The sequence below is a fragment of the Deinococcus aquatilis DSM 23025 genome, from assembly GCF_000378445.1.
Lineage (GTDB): Bacteria > Deinococcota > Deinococci > Deinococcales > Deinococcaceae > Deinococcus > Deinococcus aquatilis.
Genome location: NZ_KB899697.1, coordinates 16068 through 34872, shown reverse-complemented (window position 1 = coordinate 34872; position 18805 = coordinate 16068). Strand labels below are relative to the sequence as shown.

The following is an 18805-nucleotide window of genomic DNA, read 5'->3' as shown; positions in this document are numbered from 1 at the left end:
TTTATGGCGTCCGTTCTTTTTGAGCTTAATCCCGTTTATTTCAGTCCAGCTCCCAGCATCGCCAAAGGGTGCCTGTTCATATCCTTATAGAGCAGGTATTTGCTCCAGTTCCGGCCCAGTGCGCCGTACCACTGCGGGCAATACGCGCCCATCCAGATCACGTCACCCTTGCCCACTGGATAATAGGTGTCCTGCAATTTATACAGCCCTTCGCCTTCCAGCATCAGCAGGCCGTGTTCCATGTAATGAATCTCGGAATAAGGCAGGCTCGCGCCGGGGGCAAAGCTCATGGTGGACATCATGAAATCGAAACGGGGGTCGTCGGGCAGGAGTTTGCGGGCCATCAGGTGATCATCGCCCTCGAAGGCGTAACCGGGATTTTCGCGCTCATTGCCCCACACCACCTCCGGCGCGTCCTGCCCGGCTGCGGCCTCATAGGGCTTCTCAAACACGGCGAGGCGCGTGGGCTGCGTGGCCTTCAGCGTGTGCGCCGTGCCCGCCGGAAAAAACACATAGTCGGACGGCCCTAGAGTGCGCGTCTGGCCTTCTACGTCAACCTCTAGTTCACCCTCCAGCACGAAGGCAAAGCGCTGATAGCCGTGTGCCGACGCGCTGGCCTGAGCGCCCTGCGGCATCTCGGCGGTGAACTGCACGAAGCGGGCACGCAGGCCGATGACCGGGGCAATGTGCAGAATGATGGCGCTGCCGGGCCACTCGGCCAGAGCCGTGCGAACAAAGGTTTCGGGCGTGATGACGGCGTGGGATTGCTGCAAATTGCTGCGGGTATGGCCCAGATGTTTCATGTGGCTCCTTGGATGTGCGGTGTCAGGAGTCTTCCCCTGACCTCTGCGTTGAATGTTCCCTGCCGATACACGGCGCGGCCCCGCAAATACGTTGCCGTTATCTGTCCCTGAAAGGAAGTGCCCACATACGGGTTTTGCTGCCAGCGGTCTTGCAGATCGGCCTGCTCCAGCGTCCAGCGGCGGCCCAGATCCACCAGCGCAAAATCGGCGTCTGCGCCCACCCGCAGTTCACCTTTCTGGGGCAACCGAAAGCGCCGCGCCGGATTCAGGGCAGTCAGGGTTGCTACCGCCGCCAAGGGCAAACCGCGCTGATGGTGTCCATCGGTCAGCAGCACATTCAGCGTGCTCTGTGCGCCGCTGATGCCGCCCCACAGGGCAAAAAAGTCGTCACTGGTTTTCAGGTCGGGCGGGGCGGGGGAGTGGTCGGAACCGATGATGTCGATGTCGCCGCGCAAAAGGGCTGCCCACAGGTCATCCTGTACGGCCTGCGGGCGCAGTGGGGGCGCACATTTCAGGGCCGCGCCGATGCGTTCCACATCTGCCTCCGTGAAATGCAGGTAGTGGGGGCAAGTTTCGATGCTCACGTCCACGCCCCGCGCTCTGGCTTCTGCGGCCAGCGCCACCGCCTGCCCGCTGCTCAGGTGAACGAGATGCAGCGGCGCTTCCAGCTCCTGCGCGTACAGCAGGGCACGCTGCACGGCTTCCAGCTCTGTGACCACCGGGCGCGAATTCAGATAAGCGCGGGCCGACGAACCGCCCTGCGCTCGTGCCTGTTCGGTCAGGCGGCGCGTAAAACCGTCGCTCTCGGCGTGCGTGGCGAGCGGCAGACCGAGGCGTTTGGCGGCCCTGAGGCCCTCATACAGCGTGACATCATCCACCGCCGGAAATTCATCCAACCCGCTGTGGCTCATAAAAGCCTTGAAGCCGATCACGCCCGCCTCTGCCAGCTCATCCATTCGGTCCAGATTCAGCGGGGTCAGGCCGCCCCACAGCCCGAAATCCAGCAGCGATTTGGCCTCGGCCACGGCGCGTTTGGCCTCAAAGGTGGCCGCGTCCAGCACGGGCGGCGAGGAATTGAGCGGCATATCAAAGAAGCTGGTGGCCCCGCCCGCCGCCAGCGCCCGCGTGCCGGTCTCGAAGCCTTCCCAGTGGGTGCGCCCCGGCTCGTTCAGGTGAACATGGCCGTCCAGCACGCCGGGAAACAGGTGCAGGCCGGAAGCATTCAGCGTCTGCGCGGTTCCGTCCAGAAGCTCCTCCTCGATGGCGACGATCTGCCCGCCTTCTACCCCAAGGTCGGCCCGCCGCTGGCCCTGCGCCGTGACCAACGTGCCGCCCCGAACGATCAGATCAAAGCCCATGTTTGCCCCCTGTGCTGCCAGCCTGTGCCGCCAGCAACTGCAAAAAGCGCCCGCCTACCGCCAGAGCATCGGCCACGTCGCCCGCCAGAACTGCCTCGTCGGGGTGGTGGCTGAGGCCGCCCGGAGAGCGCACGAACAGCATCGCGGCGGGCATCCGGGTCGCCATGACCATCGCGTCGTGCCCCGCTCCGCTGACCAGTTCGGGATGTGGCAACCCCACGTCAGCCGCCGCCTGATGCAGCAAGGCCCGGAACTGCGGATGCATGGGCGTGGCCTGCTCCTCCATCTTTGGCCGAACCGTCAGCGTGACGCCCCGCTCCTCCGCAAAGCCTTCTGCCGAAGCGAGCAGCCCCGGCAGCACGGCCAACCGCACCTCATCGCGGGCGTGGCGAATGTCCAGCGAGCAGGCCACCTCACCGGGAATCACGTTGCCCGCGCCGGGTTTGACTTCCATCATGCCCACTGTGGCGACCAGTCCGGGTGTGGCTCGGGCCAAGTCCTCGGCGGCCACCACGAAGCGGGCGGCGGCAGCCAGAGCGTCGCGGCGCAGGGGCATCGGCGTGGTTCCCGCGTGTGAGGCGCGGCCCGTGAAGGTCAGGTCGAAGCGGTTTTGCCCCGCGATGGCCTCCACGACGCCCACGCTCTGGCCGGCCGCTTCCAGCACTGGCCCCTGCTCGATATGAATCTCGAAGTAGCCCAGCGCCTCTCCGGTGAGTTCGGCAGACGGCAAGGCTCCGGCCTCCAGCCCAAATTCATTCAGCGCCTCCTGCAACGTCTGGCCGCCCGCGTCGCGCATCTTCAGCATCGGCCCAGCGCGGCCCAGCAGTGCCCGACTTCCAAAAAAAGGCACGCCGTAGCGCACGCCCTCTTCTTCCGAAAAACCCAGCACTTCCAGCGCAAACGGGAGCCGTACGCCGCCCAGCGCTTCTACCAGCGCAAACCCCAGCACCACGCCCAGAATGCCGTCATAGGCTCCGGCATTCGGCACGGTGTCCAGATGCGACCCCAGATACAGCGTGGGCGCGTTCGGCCCAGTGCCCTCCCAGCGGGCGCGGAGATTTCCGGCGGCGTCTATGCGGGTGCTCATTCCCAGTCGCTGCGCCCAGTCGGTCAGGAAGGCGTGAACGTCGTGCATGGGCGGCGTCAGAAACAGACGGGTGATGCTGCCGGGGGTGGTGGTGAACCCGGCCAAGGTGCGGCAGGCGTCCAGCACGGTCTGGGTTGCGTCAGGGTGAGCAGTCATGGTTGGGTCTCCTGCAATTGCTGTGCTGCACGGGGAAAATAACGGGCGCAGTGTTCGTTCAAGACCAGATGGTCTAAAAGTCTGGCTTCTGGCATGGAATCGTGGGCCTGTGCGCGGCGCTCCTGCTGATACCGCTCCGGCGTCAGGCGTTCGCCGCCCTCCAGCACAGCAGCGGAGCGTACCCACTGCCACAGTTGGGCGCGGGCCAGTTCTGCGGTGGCGGTGTCCTCGATTCGGCCCCCGCGCACCACCACGCCCCGCCCCGCGTACCACGCCCCGAACACGGCCAATGCCAGTCCAATCGTGTCCTGCACAGTTCCCAGCGGTAATGGACGGGGTTGGGGCAAGGCCAACAAACGCTCCAACGTGCGCTGCGGCGATTCGGGGGGCAGCGGCGCGGCGGTCACGCCTTCAAATCCCGCCCGTACCGCACCCAACAGCTCGGGCAATCCGGCCCACGCCGCCGTGAATCCTTGCAGAGCTTCGCGGCGTTTATCGGCCTGCACGGTCTGTAGCGCAGGTTGCGGGTCTGCCGGATCAGGCGCGACGGCGGCGCTTCCGCCTATCGCCTCGGCGTCGCGGCGCTGGCAGACGCGTACCAGAGCCTCGGCATAGGCCCGCATCGCGTCCACCTCCATGCTCAATTCGGCGCGGGGCGGCACGGCTCCACTCGATGTTCCAACCGATTTGACCAGACTGAACACGTAATCCCAGCGCCCCGCGTTCAGGCCATACGCCCGCCCACGCAGGGTATACAGCAGGGCGTCGGCGTGCAGCACGCCCAGAAAGGTTTCGATCTGCAGGCATACCCGCACAGAGTTGGGAGTCAGCCCCAGTTCTGCCTCGGCCAACGCCAGCGCGTCTTCCCAGAAGGATGCCTCATTCATCGTTTCCAGTTTGGGAATGTACAGGTGAAGAGGTCGCCGGGGCCGCGCTGCGAGAATGGCGGCCAGATCGCACAGACTGGCAATACCGGGGCCGCCGAACTCCAGCCCTTCTTCCACCGCGTACAGGGCGCGGGGCCGTGCCAGAAGCGGTTTTTCGGTCTGGGTAGCCCAAGTCAGCGCATCATAGGCCGCCTGCACGTTGGCCCGCGTGGGGGCAAAAGTATCGTCAAAATCGATCACCACGGCATCAGCATCAGAGGTCAGCGCCTGTCGCAGCGCCGCCACATCCGACGCCTCCACGATCAGTTCGGCGCGGCGGCCCTTCAGGTCAGCTGGAACTGGGGCGGCCTCATATTCGGGTGGGGAAGGCGGGGAAGTCTTGCCGGGAAGCTGCTCCCAGCGGGCACGCAGCGCCGTATGCAGGCGGGCAGCCAACTGGTGGGCCAGCGGGGAAAGTCGGATGGAATCGGCTGGAATTGGAATGGGCGGAGTCATGGGCGTCCTCGGGGCGGGGGAGAGAGCGGTTTGCTTTGGCCCCAGCCTATCAACCCAGGGGCTACGGGCCTCAAGATCTTTAGGCGTCTAGCTTTCCGCTCCAAGCCTATGCTGAGGCCAGCATGCCCGCCTCCATCCCCGATCCCCGCGCCCTGCTGGAAGCCACTTACCACGCCGCATTGCAGGCCACCGACGCGGGCGATCTGGTGCGGGCGCGGTTGCTTCAGCCTGGTTTTCCTGTGCCCACCCTGATCGCTGCCATCGGCAAAGCCAGCCTGCCCATGCTGGACGCGGCCCTGTCCGTTTATCCAGCAGCGCGGTTCTTGGCCCTTGCCCCCGATGGGCTAACTCCCAGTCCAGCCGTGCAACTGGCCGTCCAGCACGGTCAGGGAGAAGTCCATGTTGCCCGCCACCCGGTGCCCGACGAACGCGGCGTGCGCGGAGCGGCGAGGTTGCTGGAATGGGTGGGCCAACTGCAAGCCGGTCAGCATCTGCTGGTGCTGGGTTCGGGCGGCGGAAGCGCCCTGCTGTGTGCGCCCTGGGGCGTGACGCTGGCGCAAAAGCAGGCGCTGACACAGGAATTATTGGCTTCCGGTGCAGGCATTCATGACCTGAACACAGTTCGCAAGCACCTCTCGCGGGTCAAGGGTGGGCGTCTGGCGCAGGCGGCCCTGAAGCGCGGCGCGTCCGTCACGGCCCTGCTGCTCTCCGACGTGATCGGAGACGATCCCAGTGTCATCGCGTCCGGCCCCACCGTGCCCGATCCGACCACCTTTGCCGATGCTCTGGCCGTGCTGGACAGATTTGGGCTGGAGCATCCGGCAGTACGGGCACATCTGCACCAGGGCATTCGGGGAGAAATTCCTGAGACGCCCAAACCCAGCTCCGCCTTCGCCACCGTTCAAACTGAGGTGATCGGTTCTAACGGTTTGCTTCTCAATGCCGCCGCAGCTCACCTGAAATTGTTCGGCGTGCGGGCCGTCATTCTGGGCGATTCCTTCGGCGGTGAGGCCCGCGAGTTGGCCGCCACGCACGCCAATATCATTCGCGGTATTTACACATCCGGCACGCCTGCCCCGCCCCCCGTTGCCCTGATTTCCGGCGGAGAAACCACCGTCACGCTGGGGTCAGCTCCGGGCATCGGCGGCCGCAATCAGGAATTTGCCCTGGCCTTGCTGCTTGAACTTGAACTGGAGGATTTAGGCCAAACCCTCTGGGGCCTGTCGGCAGGCTCGGATGGCATAGACGGAGTTTCTACCGCTGCTGGAGCTTTCCTGACCCCAGACAGCCTGATGCGGGCGCGGGCCTTGGGACTCGATCCTGCCGTCGCCCTGCACTGCCATGATTCCGGCTCCTTTTTTGCAGCTCTAGGTGATGCCCTGATGACTGGCCCCACCGGGCAGAATTTGAACGACTTACGCGTGCTACTGGTACTCTAACTATTTACTTTGGAATAACAGAAACCACAACACATAACCTACACCCCTTAGCTCACCTTGCAATCCCCCAATCCCCGTCCTACAGTACAGCCAGAGTTTTACCCACAACCCAGACGGCTGTTCTGCATGGATAACCAGCCGTCCGCCCTGCGCCTTCCCAGCCTGTGCGTCAACCATGCGCCTGCCCCCTCTGAATGAATCCAGTGAGAGGCAGACGCACGCTGACCATCAGGCTTTTTTCTATTGTCTACGCCTCAGTTGTCACACTCTTTTCGTGCCACGCTTTCAAAGATCAGGAGGCCCATTTATGTCCAATTTGCACACTTTAGAACTGACCGTCAACGGACAGCCCAGAGTCGCCGGGAATGTGCGCCCACATACCACATTGCTGAACTGGCTGCGGGATCAGGGCCTGACCGGATGCAAAGAAGGTTGCGCAGAAGGCGAGTGCGGAGCCTGTGCAGTGCTGATGGCACGGGCAGATGAACACGGCGGCACGCGGCTGGAATCTGTGAACGCCTGCCTTGTTCTGATGGGCAGTGTGGCGGGGCAGGAAGTGGTAACGGCAGAAGGACTAGGGCATCCGGGAACGCTACATCCCGTGCAGCACGAGTTGGCAGTGCGCGGCGGCTCGCAGTGCGGGTACTGCACCCCCGGCTTCGTGGTCAGCATGGCCGCCGAGTATTACCGCCCAGAGCGGAGCCAAACAGAACAGGTAACGGGTGACGCACACCACGGCCCCAATGGATTCGATCTGCACGCCCTCAGCGGGAACCTGTGCCGCTGCACTGGCTACCGCCCCATTCAGGATGCCGCCTACGCCCTTGGGATGCCGCCCGAATCTGACTCAGCAGGAACCGATCCACTGGCCCAGCGCCGCACTCAGACGCCGCCCATGCCCCGTCCCACGCACCTCAGCACCCCAGACGGCGATTTTTACCGTCCCGGCACCCTTGCAGAAGCCTTAGACCTGCTGGCCGCCCACCCAGACGCCAAGGTACTGGCAGGCGGCACCGATTGGGGAGTGGAAGTGAATCTGCGCCATGCCCGCGCAGGCGTCACCATCGCGGTGGACGGTCTGCCGGAACTCCGCACCCTGACTGCTACCGATCGGTTCATAGAACTCGGCGCGGGCCTGAATCTGTCGGAGATCGAACGGCGCTTGGGCAATCAAATCCCGCTCCTGCGCGAGTGGTTCCCGCATTTCGCCTCGCGCCTGATCCGCAACAATGCCACGCTGGGCGGCAATCTGGGCACAGCCTCACCCATCGGAGACAGCCCGCCCGTACTGCTGGCATTGGATGCGGGCGTGGTGCTGGTAGGCCCGCAAGGTGAGCGTGAGGTGCCGCTGGCCGATTATTTTACCGGCTACCGTCAGACTGTCCGGCTTCCCGGCGAACTGATCCGCGCCGTGCGGATTCCGCTGCCGCTTGCGCCCCTCACGGGCTTTTACAAGATTGCCAAGCGCCGCTTCGACGATATTTCCAGCGTGGCAGTGGGCATTGCGCTGGAGTTGGAAGGCGACACGGTGCAGCGCCTCCGCATCGGCCTGGGCGGAGTGGCCGCCACCCCCATTCGCGGGCTGAAAGCCGAAGCGGCACTGACCGGGCAGGTCTGGAATAAAGAAAATGTGCGTCTGGCTGCCAAGATACTGGGCACAGAAGGCACGCCGCTGGACGATCACCGCGCCTCCAGCGCCTACCGCGCCGCCATGCTGGAGCAAACCCTGCTGAAGTTCTATTTTGAACAGACCACACAACGTCAGGAGGAATTGGCATGAGCTTGTTTGAACGCCCGCCGCTGGGGGCCGTCGGCGACCCCGTGCCGCACGAAAGCGCCGATCTGCACGTCACCGGGCACGCCCTGTACACCGATGATCTGGGTGTGCGGTTGCACAACCTTCTGCACGCTTGGCCGCTGCAAGCGCCGCATGCCCACGCCCGCCTGCTGAAGCTGGACACCTCTCCGGTGCTGTCTGTTCCCGGCGTGGTGCGCGTCCTGACCGCCGCCGATGTGCCGGGGGTCAACGATGCGGGCGTCAAGCATGATGAGCCGCTTTTGTTCGGAGAAAATGGCCCAAACGAAGTGATGTTTTACGGTCAGGCCGTGTGCTGGGTCTTGGCCGACAGCACCGAAGCAGCGCGGCTGGGGGCCGAAGCGATTCGCGCAGAATATGAAGTCTTGCCTGCCCTCCTGACCATTGCCGAAGCCATTGCTGAGGACAGTTTTCAGGGATCGCAGCCCACCCTGCGCCGGGGCGATGTGGCGCTGGGGTTCGGGGAAGCCGCGCACGTCTTTGAGGGCGAATTCGAGTTCGGCGGACAGGAACACTTTTACCTGGAAACCAACGCAGCGCTGGCCTACACCGACGAATCGGGCCAGATGTTTATTCAGAGCAGCACGCAGCACCCCACCGAAACACAGGAAATCGTGGCACATGTGCTGGGCCTGACCTCCAGCCAGGTCACGGTACAGTGTCTGCGGATGGGCGGCGGCTTTGGCGGCAAAGAGATGCAGCCACACGGCTTCGCGGCCATCGCCGCACTGGGCGCGACCCTCACCGGACGGCCAGTCCGGGTTCGTCTGAACCGCACCCAGGACCTCACCATGACCGGCAAGCGCCACCCCTTCCACGCCCGCTGGAAGGTGGGTTTTGACGAATCGGGCCGCCTGCACGCACTGCAAGCCACCCTCAGCAGCGACGGCGGCTGGAGCCTGGACCTCTCCGAACCGGTGTTGGCCCGCGCCCTGTGCCACATCGACAATGCCTATTACCTTCCTCATGTGGAGGTGCTGGGACGCATCTGCAAAACCAATAAAACGTCCCAGACAGCCTTCCGGGGCTTTGGCGGGCCGCAGGGCATGCTGGTGATCGAAGATATTCTGGGCCGCTGCGCTCCCCTGCTGGGTCTGGAGGCCGCAGACCTGCGCCAGCGCAACTTTTATGCCCCCGGCGAGGCCACGCCCTACGGTCAGCCCGTGCGCCACGCCGAGCGCCTGCAACTGGTGTGGCAAACGCTGCTGCAACAGAGCGATTTTGCCGCCCGTCAGGCCGAGATTCAGGCGTTCAACGCGGCCCACCCGCACACCAAGCGCGGCCTTGCCATCACGCCCGTCAAGTTCGGAATCTCCTTCAATTTCACGGCTTACAATCAGGCGGGCGCACTCGTTCACATTTACAAAGACGGCTCGGTGCTCATCAACCACGGCGGCACCGAAATGGGCCAGGGACTGCACACCAAAATGATTCAGGTGGCGGCCACGGCGCTGGGTGTGCCCCTCCGGTGTGTGCGCCTCGCCCCGACCCGCACCGACAAGGTGCCGAATACGTCGGCCACGGCGGCCAGTTCCGGGGCAGACCTCAACGGCGGGGCCATCAAGAACGCCTGCGACCAGATCAAGGAGCGGTTGGCAGCGGTGGCGGCAGGCAGCCTGGGGGTGCATCCCGATGATGTGCGGTTCGAGAATGGCCGCGTGTACCCGCTGGGCCACCCGGATCAGGGTCTGGATTTTGCCCAGCTCGTCCACGACGCCTACCACCTCCGCACCCAGCTGTGGGCAGCGGGCTATTACCGCACGCCGGGGCTGCACTGGGACCGGGTCGCCATGCAGGGCGAGCCGTTCAAATATTTCTCCTACGGCGCGTCGGTGTCGGAAGTGGAAGTGGACGGTTTTACGGGAGCCTACCGCCTCCTGCGTGCCGACCTGCTACACGATGTGGGCGACAGCCTTTCCCCGCTGATCGATATCGGACAGGTCGAAGGCGGCTTCGTACAGGGCGCGGGCTGGCTGACCCTCGAAGAGCTGCGCTGGGATACCACCCAAGGGCCACACCGGGGCCGCCTTGCCACCCAGTCGGCCAGCACCTACAAGCTGCCCAGTTTCTCCGAAATGCCCGAAATCTTTAACGTGGCTCTGCTGGAACAGGCCACCGAAGACGGCGTAGTGTACGGCTCCAAAGCTGTCGGAGAACCGCCCCTGATGCTGGCAATCAGCGTGCGCGAGGCGCTACGTCAGGCCGCCGCCGCGTTCGGCCCCAGCGGAAGGCCGCAACTTCTCGCCAGCCCCGCCACCCCCGAAGCCGTGTTCTGGGCGCTGGAAGAAGCGCGGCAGGAACGGGCAGAAGTGGTCGCGGCGGATGACTAGTGGTGTGGGACGTGGGTTGTGGGCTGTAGGAAAAGCGGGAGCACAAGCCCTGTGCAGCATTTGGTCATGAGTCTGGCGAGGTGCGCAACCCAACCCCCCCGTTGCTGACGCAACGCCCCCCTTAGAGGGGAGGACCACTGCGCTTTTGCGCTCCCCTTAAGGGGGCTGGCGGCGAAGCTGACTGGGGGTGATGCCTCCGCCTGAATGTGACCAAGCCCAACAGGAATCAACACTAAGGAACCCCCACATGAACTGGCTCGCTGCCCTCCAATACCTGACCGACCACAACGAACCCGGCGTCCTGATCACGGTGGCTGCCGTGCGTGGTCATGCCCCGCGTGAGGCTGGGGCCAAAATGGTGGTCAGCGCCGACAGCAGTTGGGACAGCGTGGGCGGCGGCAATCTGGAAGCCACCGCCGTAGCCCGCGCCCACGCCCTGCTGCTCGCCCATGCCCAGACCCCCGAACTCCTGACCCTGCGCCTGACCGACAGCGCCCCCAACGAATATGGCCGCCAGTGCTGCGGCGGAGAGGTGACGCTGCTTCTGGAGCCGCTGGCAACGGTACGGCCCCACATCGCTCTTTTTGGCATCGGGCATGTGGGTCTGGAGTTGGCGCTGATCCTGTCGCGCCTGCCCGTGCATCTGCACCTCACCGATTCGCGGGCGGCGCAACTGGCCCCCGAACACCTCTCGGGGCTGGCGGCGGGCGCGGCCACCCTTCACCTTCATCCCCTGCCCATTCCCGAACTGACCCTGCCCAAGCTGCCCGCCGGAAGTCATGTGGTCATCATGACCCACGACCACGCCGAAGACGCCGCCCTGTGTGACGCGGCCCTGCGCCGCCCGGATCTGGGTTTTGTCGGCCTGATCGGTTCCAGCGTCAAATGGATTCGGTTCCGCGAGCAACTGAAGGCCGTGGGCCACACCGAAGCCGAACTGGAGCGCATCACCACGCCAATCGGTTTACCGGGAATCCGGGGCAAAACGCCTGCCGTGATCGCGGTCAGTGTGGCGGCCCAGCTCGTACAAATTCTGGAGCAGCAGCCCAAAGCCCCATCTCTTCAGCAGCCCGTATCTGCCTCCCAAAGGACTTCATGACCCTCTACCGCGCCACCTTTTTGCACACTCCTGCCAATCCGTTTCAATTTGCCCAGGCCCTTCAGATCGAAGATGACGGCGGCCTACTTGTCCAGAACGGCCAGATCATCCAGAGCGGAAGCTTTGCCGATGTTCGCGCCGCCTTTCCCGACGAGCCTGTAGAAGACCTGCGCGGCGGCCTGCTGCTGCCCGGATTCATCGACACGCACGTGCATTTCCCGCAGGTGCGCGTGATCGGTGGGCTGGGGCTGCCGCTGCTGGAATGGCTGGACACCATCACCCTGCCCGAAGAAGCCAAATTTGGCGACGATGCCTATGCTGCCGCCGTCGCCCGCGAGTTTGTAGCGGGCCTGACCAGCAACGGCACCACCACCGCGCTGGTTTTCGGTTCTCATTTTGCCAGCGCCGTGGACATTCTGTTTCAGGAATCCAGCCGGGTCGGGCTGCGGGCGGTGGCGGGTCAGGTCGTCTCTGACCGGATGCTGCGCTCCGAACTGCACACCACGCCGCAGCGGGCCTATGAGGAAGGCAAGGCGCTGATTGGGCGTTGGCACGGGCAGGGGCGCAATCTCTACGCCGTCACGCCGCGTTTTTCTCTGTCGGCCTCCGAGGGAATCTTGGATGCCTGTGCCGCGCTGATGGCCGAGTTTCCTGGGGTCAGATTCACCAGCCACATCAACGAAAATGGCCGCGAAATAGAAACCGTGCGCGAACTCTTCCCGGAGAGCCGCGATTATCTGGACACCTACGAGCGGGCCGGACTGATCACGCGCCGCAGTGTATTGGCCCACTCCGTGCATCCCACAGACCGCGAACTGGGCGCGATGGCCGAACACCGCTGCACTGCCGCACATTGCCCGTGCAGCAATTCGGCGCTGGGCAGCGGCATGTTTCCTCTGAAACGCCATCTGGCGGCGGGCGTTCACGTCTCGTTGGGCACCGATGTGGGCGGCGGCACCGGCTTTTCTATGCTCAAGGAAGGCTTACAGGCCCACTTCATGCAGCAGCTCATGGGGCTGGAAGGCGTGCCGCTCTCGCCCGCGCACCTTCTGTATCTGGCAACCCGCGCCGGGGCCGAAGCGCTGCAATTGGAAGACCAGATCGGCGATTTCAGCGCAGGCAAAAACTTCGACGCGGTGTATTTTTGCCCGCCGGAAGGCAGCATCATGAAGACTGTATTGGCCCATGCCACCAGCACCGAACGCGCCCTGGCGTCGGTGTTTGCAGGCGGCACCCAGGGCGATGTGGCACAGGTCTGGATAGGAGGCGACTCGGTTTATCGCCGCGCCAGTTCCTAGCAGAAGTTTCCAGCAAGAGAGGGGATTGTGGCTGCTGTCCGTTGACTCGGTTTTGAAACACCTTGCCTTCAGATACCGTCCAGCACGTACAGAAAGACAGTCTTACGTGTAGGCCAAAACAACGTGTGACACACGGCTGTTCAGACAGACAACGGAGGACCAATACTGGTCACTGGCCGCCCTAAAGCCGCACTGGGGCCAAAAAAACCGCCCCACGCGTTCTGGTGGGGCGGCTCCTGCACAGGAATTACAGTTTCAATCCGCAGATTGAGCGCTGGGTTTGCTACGACCACGAGAAGCCTGCCCACCTTTGCGGCCAGCGGCGCGTGCTTCTTCGGATGTAAATTGGTGGGCATTACCGCTGGCGTGGGCCGCCTGGCCGCCCTTGCTGGCAATTTCACGCTGCTTCTGGGGATCCATACGGGCAAACCCGCGGCCGCCACCGTTCTTATCATCTTTGTTGGTCATGTCACGCCTCCGGGAGAAACATTGGATGAGATGTAGAGCAGAAGCTCCTGCTCTCTGAGAACGATTTTGGCGTGTCGGCCAGCTCGGCCACACCCATCTCACTAAAGGCAGGGAAGTGAAAAATGTTGGCCTTGCATAAAGCTGTTAAAGATGAGTTAATTTGACCCTCATGTCTGAAACGTGAAGTGTTGTTCCTCTCAAAAGATCGATCAACAGTTGTACCCGTCCTGGCCTGAACGCAAGGAGCGAATTGGGAGAGCAGTGTGAAGAAGGAAAGTATCGGGGAAAAGACCTCCAGCACTTTCCTTCGTACAGATCCTCTGAGGTCAGGGAATGACAAGGGGTTCTGCCTGAACTCATTTCATCTGTGCAAATTATGGCTTGAGGTGCGGAGCCGTGCCGCCTTGCACGAAGGCCTGATGAACCTTCTGCCCGTGCTCTCCCTGCCCTTTGGGGAAGGCCACCCAGATACTGGCCCCCTCGCCCTCTCTCCCCTCTGCCCACACACGCCCGCCATGCCGCATGACAATGCGCCGCACCAGTGCCAGCCCCAAACCCAATCCTGCATCCTGCCGTTCCTGATGCAGTCGCTGGAAAATTCCAAACATACGGTCTTTGTGACGCATGTTGAAGCCTATGCCGTTGTCGCGCACGCAGATCAGATATTCACGTTCGTTTTCCTGCGAGATGACTCGAATCTGCGCCGTTCTGTCCTGTGGGCTAAATTTCAGTGCATTGCCCAGCAGGTGAGAAAACAGCATGTGCAGCGTGCGGCTGTCACCGCAGATGGTGGGCAGGGGGTCTTGCGTCAGGTTGACCTGCCGGGCCTGCAGTTCACTTTTCATGCTCTTGCGGACATCAGCCATGACCCGTTCCAGACTCACAGGAAAAAAGCGGGCGCGTTGGCGGCCAGCCTTGAAATACGCGAACAGTGCTCCCACCAGCTCATTGAGATGATCAACGCCGCTCAGGACCTGCTGTAACTCCTGCTGCGGCGGGAGGCCACTGGCCTCGGCCTTCGCCTGAAGTTGACTGGCATAGGTGTTGATCTGTTGCAGCGGTAAACGGAGGTCATGCGTCACCGATTGCACCAGTGCTTCCAGCTCATCGTTGAGTTCCTGGATCTGGGCAATGCGGGCCTGCACCCGTTCTTCCAGTACAGCATTCAGCAAGGAGATGGCTTCCTGCGCTTCCTTGAGAGGCGAAATATCGATGACGGCAGCACGGGCATAAGAAGGAGTCCCGTCTGAGGCCGCAGTCGCTACAGCATCGACCTGGGCATAAAAATTTTTCCCATCCTGACCCACGAGCGTCAGTTCGACACGGCAGGGCTGCATCGTTTCAAAAACACGGCGCAAGAACACCGCAAAATGGGTGCGAAAATTTTCCTGCACAAACACAGGTAGCCGCCGCCCGTTCAGGCGCTCGTGGGTCAGGCCCAACTGGGTGCAACCTGTTGTGTTCACCTCCAAAATCGTGCCGCTCTGGTCAAGCATGAAATATCCCAGAGGAGCCTGTTGGAAGAGGTCCGTGTATCTGTTCCGCGTTAATTCCAGTTCCAGATTGGTCTGACGCAGTTGTTCATTTTGCAACTCCAGTTCAATCTGACGAACCTGAAGTTCATGTTCCTGTGTCTGTAGATGCAGACGCAGGGCTGCCGGAGGCTCAGGAACATCCAGAGGAGGCACTGTACCGAGCAGACGCTCTGCTTCCAGACGGAGCGCCGGATCGACAGCTTCCTTTCCGACTTCTGCACCCTGGTCAGCTTTTTTCATGCTCGCCCTCCTTCTGATCCTGGTCTTTCAGTACCGTTCAGCTCTGAGGTCCCTCTGGATTCAGTTTTCCCCGAATGGCCCCAGACCCACAGTCATCCTGATGACGAGCTTGTCAGAAGAATGAGGTAGAAGGTCTACACCATCTCAGTTCTATCCTACCTGTCACATTGTGAATGCAGCATGCAACGCAGCATCATGGGTCGTTCCTGGGGTCTATACCGACCTTTCCATGTTCGTGACCATCCGGATGTCTATAGTATAGAACTGTCTGTAAGATATGATAACTTTTATTCCCAAATCCTGTTCATGCATTTTTTATTCGTCTGCGGACTCCACGCCGTTTCCAGTTGTTCCGGTGAGGTGGCATCACGTCATGAGCTGTGTTCCCAGATGGCGAGACTGCGCGAGAATCATCCGACGCTCAGAACTGCACAGCAGAGCCAGTGGCGTCTTTGTGGGCGTCCGTTCACTATGAGGGCTGGCGACGATGGACAACCCTATCGGCGCTTTCCCTGATGTTCGGAAATCAGAACAAGTCCGTGTCAGACGGATTCCGTAGGCTTCCCGTACAGTCGGCCCTTCCCTGAGATACGGCCACCGCCTGCCCCTCCAAAGGAAACCCAGAGTTCCAAGCACTGTATGACTCTGTATGACTCATGCTCCGCAGATGCCCGGCGTAGAACTGGGCAGGGATATCCAGTCTTCTCTTTTCTATTTCCAGCAGTATCAGGCTCACCCCTGTGCAAGCCGCTCAGGTCAGTTCGTAGAGAAGGGCTTCATTCACCTGCCCTGATTGTTTGCCGTGTCTGGCCTGGGCAGCGTAAAGGAAAAGGTGGCTCCTGCGCCCAGGCGTCCCTCGGCCAGCACCTGACCGCCATGCCGGGCCAGAATCCGGCGCACATTTGCCAGCCCCACCCCGTTGCCTTCAAAGTCTTCCTGTCGGTGCAGGCGCTGAAACACACCAAACAGTTTGTTGCCGTAGCGCGGATCGAATCCCACCCCGTCGTCCCGCACGAACACCGCCCATTCCTGGGGACGTTCCTCGGCCCAGACCTCGATATGCGCCACCGGACGCGGGCCGGTGTACTTCACGGCGTTTGACATCAGATTCAGCATGACCTGCCGGAGCAACTCCAGGTCACCCATGACCAAGGGCAGGTGGCCCAATTTCCACTCGATCTGACGGTCCTGCACATCGGCACTGACTTCCATCTGTACAGAGGCCACCAGCGTTCCCAGGTCCACCAATCCCAGCCGGAGCGGTTGGCGGGAAGTGCGGGACAGGTCCAGCATGGCGTCAATCAGGGTATTCATGCGCCTGGCTGCCTGATCGATGACGCCCAGATAACGTCCGACCTTAGGATCCAGATTGTCCCCCAGCGATTTTCTGAGCAGATCGTTGAAGCTGGCGATATGCCGAACAGGTGTGCGCAGATCGTGTGAAACCGAGTAGGCAAAAGCTTCCAGCTCTTCATTGGCCGCCCCCAGCGCCTGTGTCCGTAGATTGAGGGCGTCGCGCTGGGCTGTCAGTTGCCGCGCCTGTTCTACACGTTCGGCAGCCAATCCCAGTCCAGAAACGATGGTCTCCAGGACGGCCCTATCCACGGAAGTCCAGGTTCGCTGACCAAAGAGCGCCACCACCACTATGCCCACCGGAGCCTCGTTCATCATCAGAGGCAACGCGGCCACGGCGTGAATATGCTGCACCACTTCCGGCGATGTATCGAGGCCCTGCTGATACATGTCCTGAAAAAAGGGTTGTCGGGTCTTCCAGGGCGTCATCAACGTGGGAACTGCCAGGGGGAATCCAGCCTGCGCCAACGTTTCCAGGCGGGGGTCGCCAAATTCTCCCGCCAGGGATTTCAGCCGCCAGAGATCGCCCTCGGGTTCGTAGTAGGAGGCGTATCCGGAGGGCACCAGACTCAGCGCGATGTCCTGAGCGCGGCGCACCAACGGATAACGGTCGGTTTCGAACATCAGGTCACGGGACAGCTGGGCCACCGCCTCCAGCGCGGCATTCCGGCTCTCGACCTCAGCCTTATTGAGCTGAAGGTGCCGGGCCTGTACCGCCCGTTCCAGCGCCAGGCCCAGCGTATTGGCCGCCCGCCGCAGCAGATCCTGCTCATGTTCCAGCCACGCGCCGCATTCCTCCTGCCGCCAAGCCACCAGAAAACCCCCCAGCGTCTGATCGGGCAGGTGGATCGGTTCCACGGCTCCTGCCAGCGCCGGAAACGACGCGACTGTACCCGGTTCCGAGCGGTAGTTGTCCAGATAGACACTGCGTCCTGTCTGGGCCACACGTTGCAGGATCGGGGCCTCGTCGAGTTTCAGACCGGGGCGCGTCATGTACCTCATGATGGCTTCCGGTGTATCGCCCCACAGGGTCGGCAGGTGAATCTGGTCATCTTCCAGGCGCACCACCAACATGCTCTGAGCCTGAATCGCAGGCCCTATGCGTGCCAGGGCCAGCGCCGCCACCTCATCGGGCGTGACGGTGCGTTGCAGCGCTTCCCCCAATACGGCCAGCACCTCGGCCTGCCTGCGTGCGCGTTCCAGATCACGGGTGCGGCGATCAAGCTCGGTGACCACTTCGGCCCGCTCCAGCGCCAGCTTGAGGCTCCGGCTGACTGCCCGAATCAGCGCCTGATCCTGGTCGCTCCAGGCATTGGGGGCCTTGAGGCCAAACAGCATCAGATGTTTTACCTTCCCGTTGACCCTGAGTGGATAGCCTGCGGCGGCGCTGTACTCCTCGGTGTGGTGGATCTGTTCCGAATTCCACTGACCAGTAAAAAACCCGTTCTCAGAAGCGAGGGTACTCCGGATCAGGGGAGTGCTGGTCGGCAGTCCACCCACAACGGTCGCCAGCAACTCTTCACTGATGTCCTCACTCCACGCCTGAGCCTGCCACAGCTCGCCCTGCTGCGCGTAATACACCACCGTGCCGCCCGGAAAACGCAGCTGCAACATGGCGATGGCCTGCCGCGCCAGCACCAGCACATCGGTTTCGGTTCCCACTGCCTCGGTAAAGGCCACATAAGCCTCCTGCGCGGCCCGTTCCTCGATCAGCTGCCGGGTGCGCTGGGTCACGCGGGCCTCCAGGGTGGCATTCAGCTCGTGCAGGGCCTGCTCGGTCTGCTTCTGGGCAGTAATATCGCGTGATAGACCGTAGAGCCGCACCGCCTCGCCGAGTTCATCCCGCTCCACGAAGGTATGCTGCTCTACCCAGAGTTCCTGCCGATCATCCCGCAAAAAGCGGTACTGCAAGACCGATTCATCCCGCTCACCGCTGCGGAGTTCTCCAAAGGCCCGTATCACGCGTGCCCGGTCTGCGGGGTCCACATGGGCCAGATAGTCAGTCAATGAAGGGTCACCCTGCTGGACGCCCAGCAGTTCCCGAAGTTCGGGAGACCGGTAACCCGCATTGCTGCGTAAATCGAATTCCCACGCGCCCTGACGCGCAGCCTTCAGAGCCAACTGAAGACGCGTATCGTTGGTTTGCGGCAAAGACATAAACCCACCTTAGCGCACTCGCTAAAGAGTAATCTCACTTTTTGCAACAGACAGAGGTCCTATTAAGTAGCAATGGAGTTTATTAAAAAAATTTTGAGAGTACAACGTAGATCATTGAAATGATCACGACCAGAAATAGCGATTCGGAGCCTCTGCGCTCATCAGGTGAGGCTCCAACAGCTCTTTTGCGCAGCTTCCTACGAAAGCAGAGATCATTACCCAGCCCGATCAATCTGCGGTGTGTTCCCTCCGGCATAACCAGTCCCGAGGTGAGCAGAGCTATT

At 62.2% G+C, this 18805-nt stretch carries 12 protein-coding genes; 5 read left to right on the top strand and 7 right to left on the bottom strand.

Annotated elements, in window-relative coordinates; genetic code table 11:
• Positions 1–35: 35 nt before the first annotated feature.
• From allE to F561_RS0102550, 4 genes are read right to left on the bottom strand one after another with little or no spacing between them, the layout of a single operon-like run.
• On the bottom strand, positions 36–803 hold the full coding sequence (gene allE, locus F561_RS0102565; RefSeq protein ID WP_019008373.1) for a (S)-ureidoglycine aminohydrolase: 768 nt from the start codon (positions 801–803) through the stop codon (positions 36–38).
• Positions 800–2161, bottom strand: coding sequence for an allantoinase (locus tag F561_RS0102560; RefSeq protein WP_019008372.1), 1362 nt, complete (start codon positions 2159–2161; stop codon positions 800–802). Before F561_RS0102560 ends, allE begins: the two co-directional genes overlap by 4 nt.
• Positions 2151–3404, bottom strand: coding sequence for an allantoate amidohydrolase (locus F561_RS0102555; protein WP_019008371.1), 1254 nt, complete (start codon positions 3402–3404; stop codon positions 2151–2153). Before F561_RS0102555 ends, F561_RS0102560 begins: the two co-directional genes overlap by 11 nt.
• A complete protein-coding gene (locus tag F561_RS0102550) occupies positions 3401–4786 on the bottom strand; it encodes an aldolase/citrate lyase/malate synthase family protein (RefSeq protein WP_019008370.1) in 1386 nt (461 codons plus the stop codon). The genes F561_RS0102555 and F561_RS0102550 overlap by 4 nt, the downstream gene beginning before the upstream one ends.
• A 122-nt stretch (positions 4787–4908) precedes the next feature.
• On the opposite strand from F561_RS0102550, the gene F561_RS0102545 reads away from it, so the two are divergent.
• The 5 genes from F561_RS0102545 (at position 4909) to guaD (ending at position 12768) form a co-directional block, all read left to right on the top strand.
• Positions 4909–6225, top strand: coding sequence for a glycerate kinase type-2 family protein (locus F561_RS0102545; RefSeq protein WP_019008369.1), 1317 nt, complete (start codon positions 4909–4911; stop codon positions 6223–6225).
• Between the two features lie 307 nt (positions 6226–6532).
• Positions 6533–8005, top strand: coding sequence for a xanthine dehydrogenase small subunit (locus F561_RS0102535; RefSeq protein WP_019008367.1), 1473 nt, complete (start codon positions 6533–6535; stop codon positions 8003–8005).
• Positions 8002–10371 (top strand): xanthine dehydrogenase molybdopterin binding subunit, encoded by a 2370-nt coding sequence (gene xdhB / locus F561_RS0102530; RefSeq protein WP_019008366.1) that lies wholly within the window; start codon positions 8002–8004, stop codon positions 10369–10371. The genes F561_RS0102535 and xdhB overlap by 4 nt, the downstream gene beginning before the upstream one ends.
• Positions 10372–10618: 247 nt before the next feature.
• Positions 10619–11470 carry a xanthine dehydrogenase accessory protein XdhC gene (gene xdhC, locus F561_RS0102525; RefSeq protein WP_019008365.1) on the top strand — a complete coding sequence of 284 codons (852 nt, stop codon included), beginning with the start codon at positions 10619–10621 and terminating at the stop codon, positions 11468–11470.
• Positions 11467–12768, top strand: coding sequence for a guanine deaminase (gene guaD / locus F561_RS0102520; protein WP_019008364.1), 1302 nt, complete (start codon positions 11467–11469; stop codon positions 12766–12768). The genes xdhC and guaD overlap by 4 nt, the downstream gene beginning before the upstream one ends.
• A 255-nt stretch (positions 12769–13023) precedes the next feature.
• On the opposite strand, the gene F561_RS27685 is transcribed toward guaD, so the two are convergent.
• From F561_RS27685 to F561_RS0102500, 3 genes are all read right to left on the bottom strand, one after another.
• The gene (locus tag F561_RS27685) at positions 13024–13236 is read right to left on the bottom strand and encodes a KGG domain-containing protein (protein ID WP_040379603.1); all 213 of its coding nucleotides are present in this window, start codon (positions 13234–13236) and stop codon (positions 13024–13026) included.
• Between the two features lie 374 nt (positions 13237–13610).
• Positions 13611–15011, bottom strand: coding sequence for a sensor histidine kinase (locus tag F561_RS24580; protein WP_019008362.1), 1401 nt, complete (start codon positions 15009–15011; stop codon positions 13611–13613).
• Between the two features lie 780 nt (positions 15012–15791).
• Positions 15792–18521, bottom strand: coding sequence for a PAS domain-containing sensor histidine kinase (locus F561_RS0102500; protein ID WP_019008360.1), 2730 nt, complete (start codon positions 18519–18521; stop codon positions 15792–15794).
• Between the last annotated feature and the right edge of the window lie 284 nt (positions 18522–18805).

Excerpts from the sequence above, each read along its gene's own strand:
- allE (WP_019008373.1), bottom strand. The coding sequence starts at position 803 with ATGAAACATCTGGGCCATACCCGCAGCAATTTGCAGCAATCCCACGCC.
- F561_RS0102560 (WP_019008372.1), bottom strand. The coding sequence starts at position 2,161 with ATGGGCTTTGATCTGATCGTTCGGGGCGGCACGTTGGTCACGGCGCAG.
- F561_RS0102555 (WP_019008371.1), bottom strand. The coding sequence starts at position 3,404 with ATGACTGCTCACCCTGACGCAACCCAGACCGTGCTGGACGCCTGCCGC.
- F561_RS0102550 (WP_019008370.1), bottom strand. The coding sequence starts at position 4,786 with ATGACTCCGCCCATTCCAATTCCAGCCGATTCCATCCGACTTTCCCCG.
- F561_RS0102545 (WP_019008369.1), top strand. The coding sequence starts at position 4,909 with ATGCCCGCCTCCATCCCCGATCCCCGCGCCCTGCTGGAAGCCACTTAC.
- F561_RS0102535 (WP_019008367.1), top strand. The coding sequence starts at position 6,533 with ATGTCCAATTTGCACACTTTAGAACTGACCGTCAACGGACAGCCCAGA.
- xdhB (WP_019008366.1), top strand. The coding sequence starts at position 8,002 with ATGAGCTTGTTTGAACGCCCGCCGCTGGGGGCCGTCGGCGACCCCGTG.
- xdhC (WP_019008365.1), top strand. The coding sequence starts at position 10,619 with ATGAACTGGCTCGCTGCCCTCCAATACCTGACCGACCACAACGAACCC.
- guaD (WP_019008364.1), top strand. The coding sequence starts at position 11,467 with ATGACCCTCTACCGCGCCACCTTTTTGCACACTCCTGCCAATCCGTTT.
- F561_RS27685 (WP_040379603.1), bottom strand. The coding sequence starts at position 13,236 with ATGACCAACAAAGATGATAAGAACGGTGGCGGCCGCGGGTTTGCCCGT.
- F561_RS24580 (WP_019008362.1), bottom strand. The coding sequence starts at position 15,011 with ATGAAAAAAGCTGACCAGGGTGCAGAAGTCGGAAAGGAAGCTGTCGAT.
- F561_RS0102500 (WP_019008360.1), bottom strand. The coding sequence starts at position 18,521 with ATGTCTTTGCCGCAAACCAACGATACGCGTCTTCAGTTGGCTCTGAAG.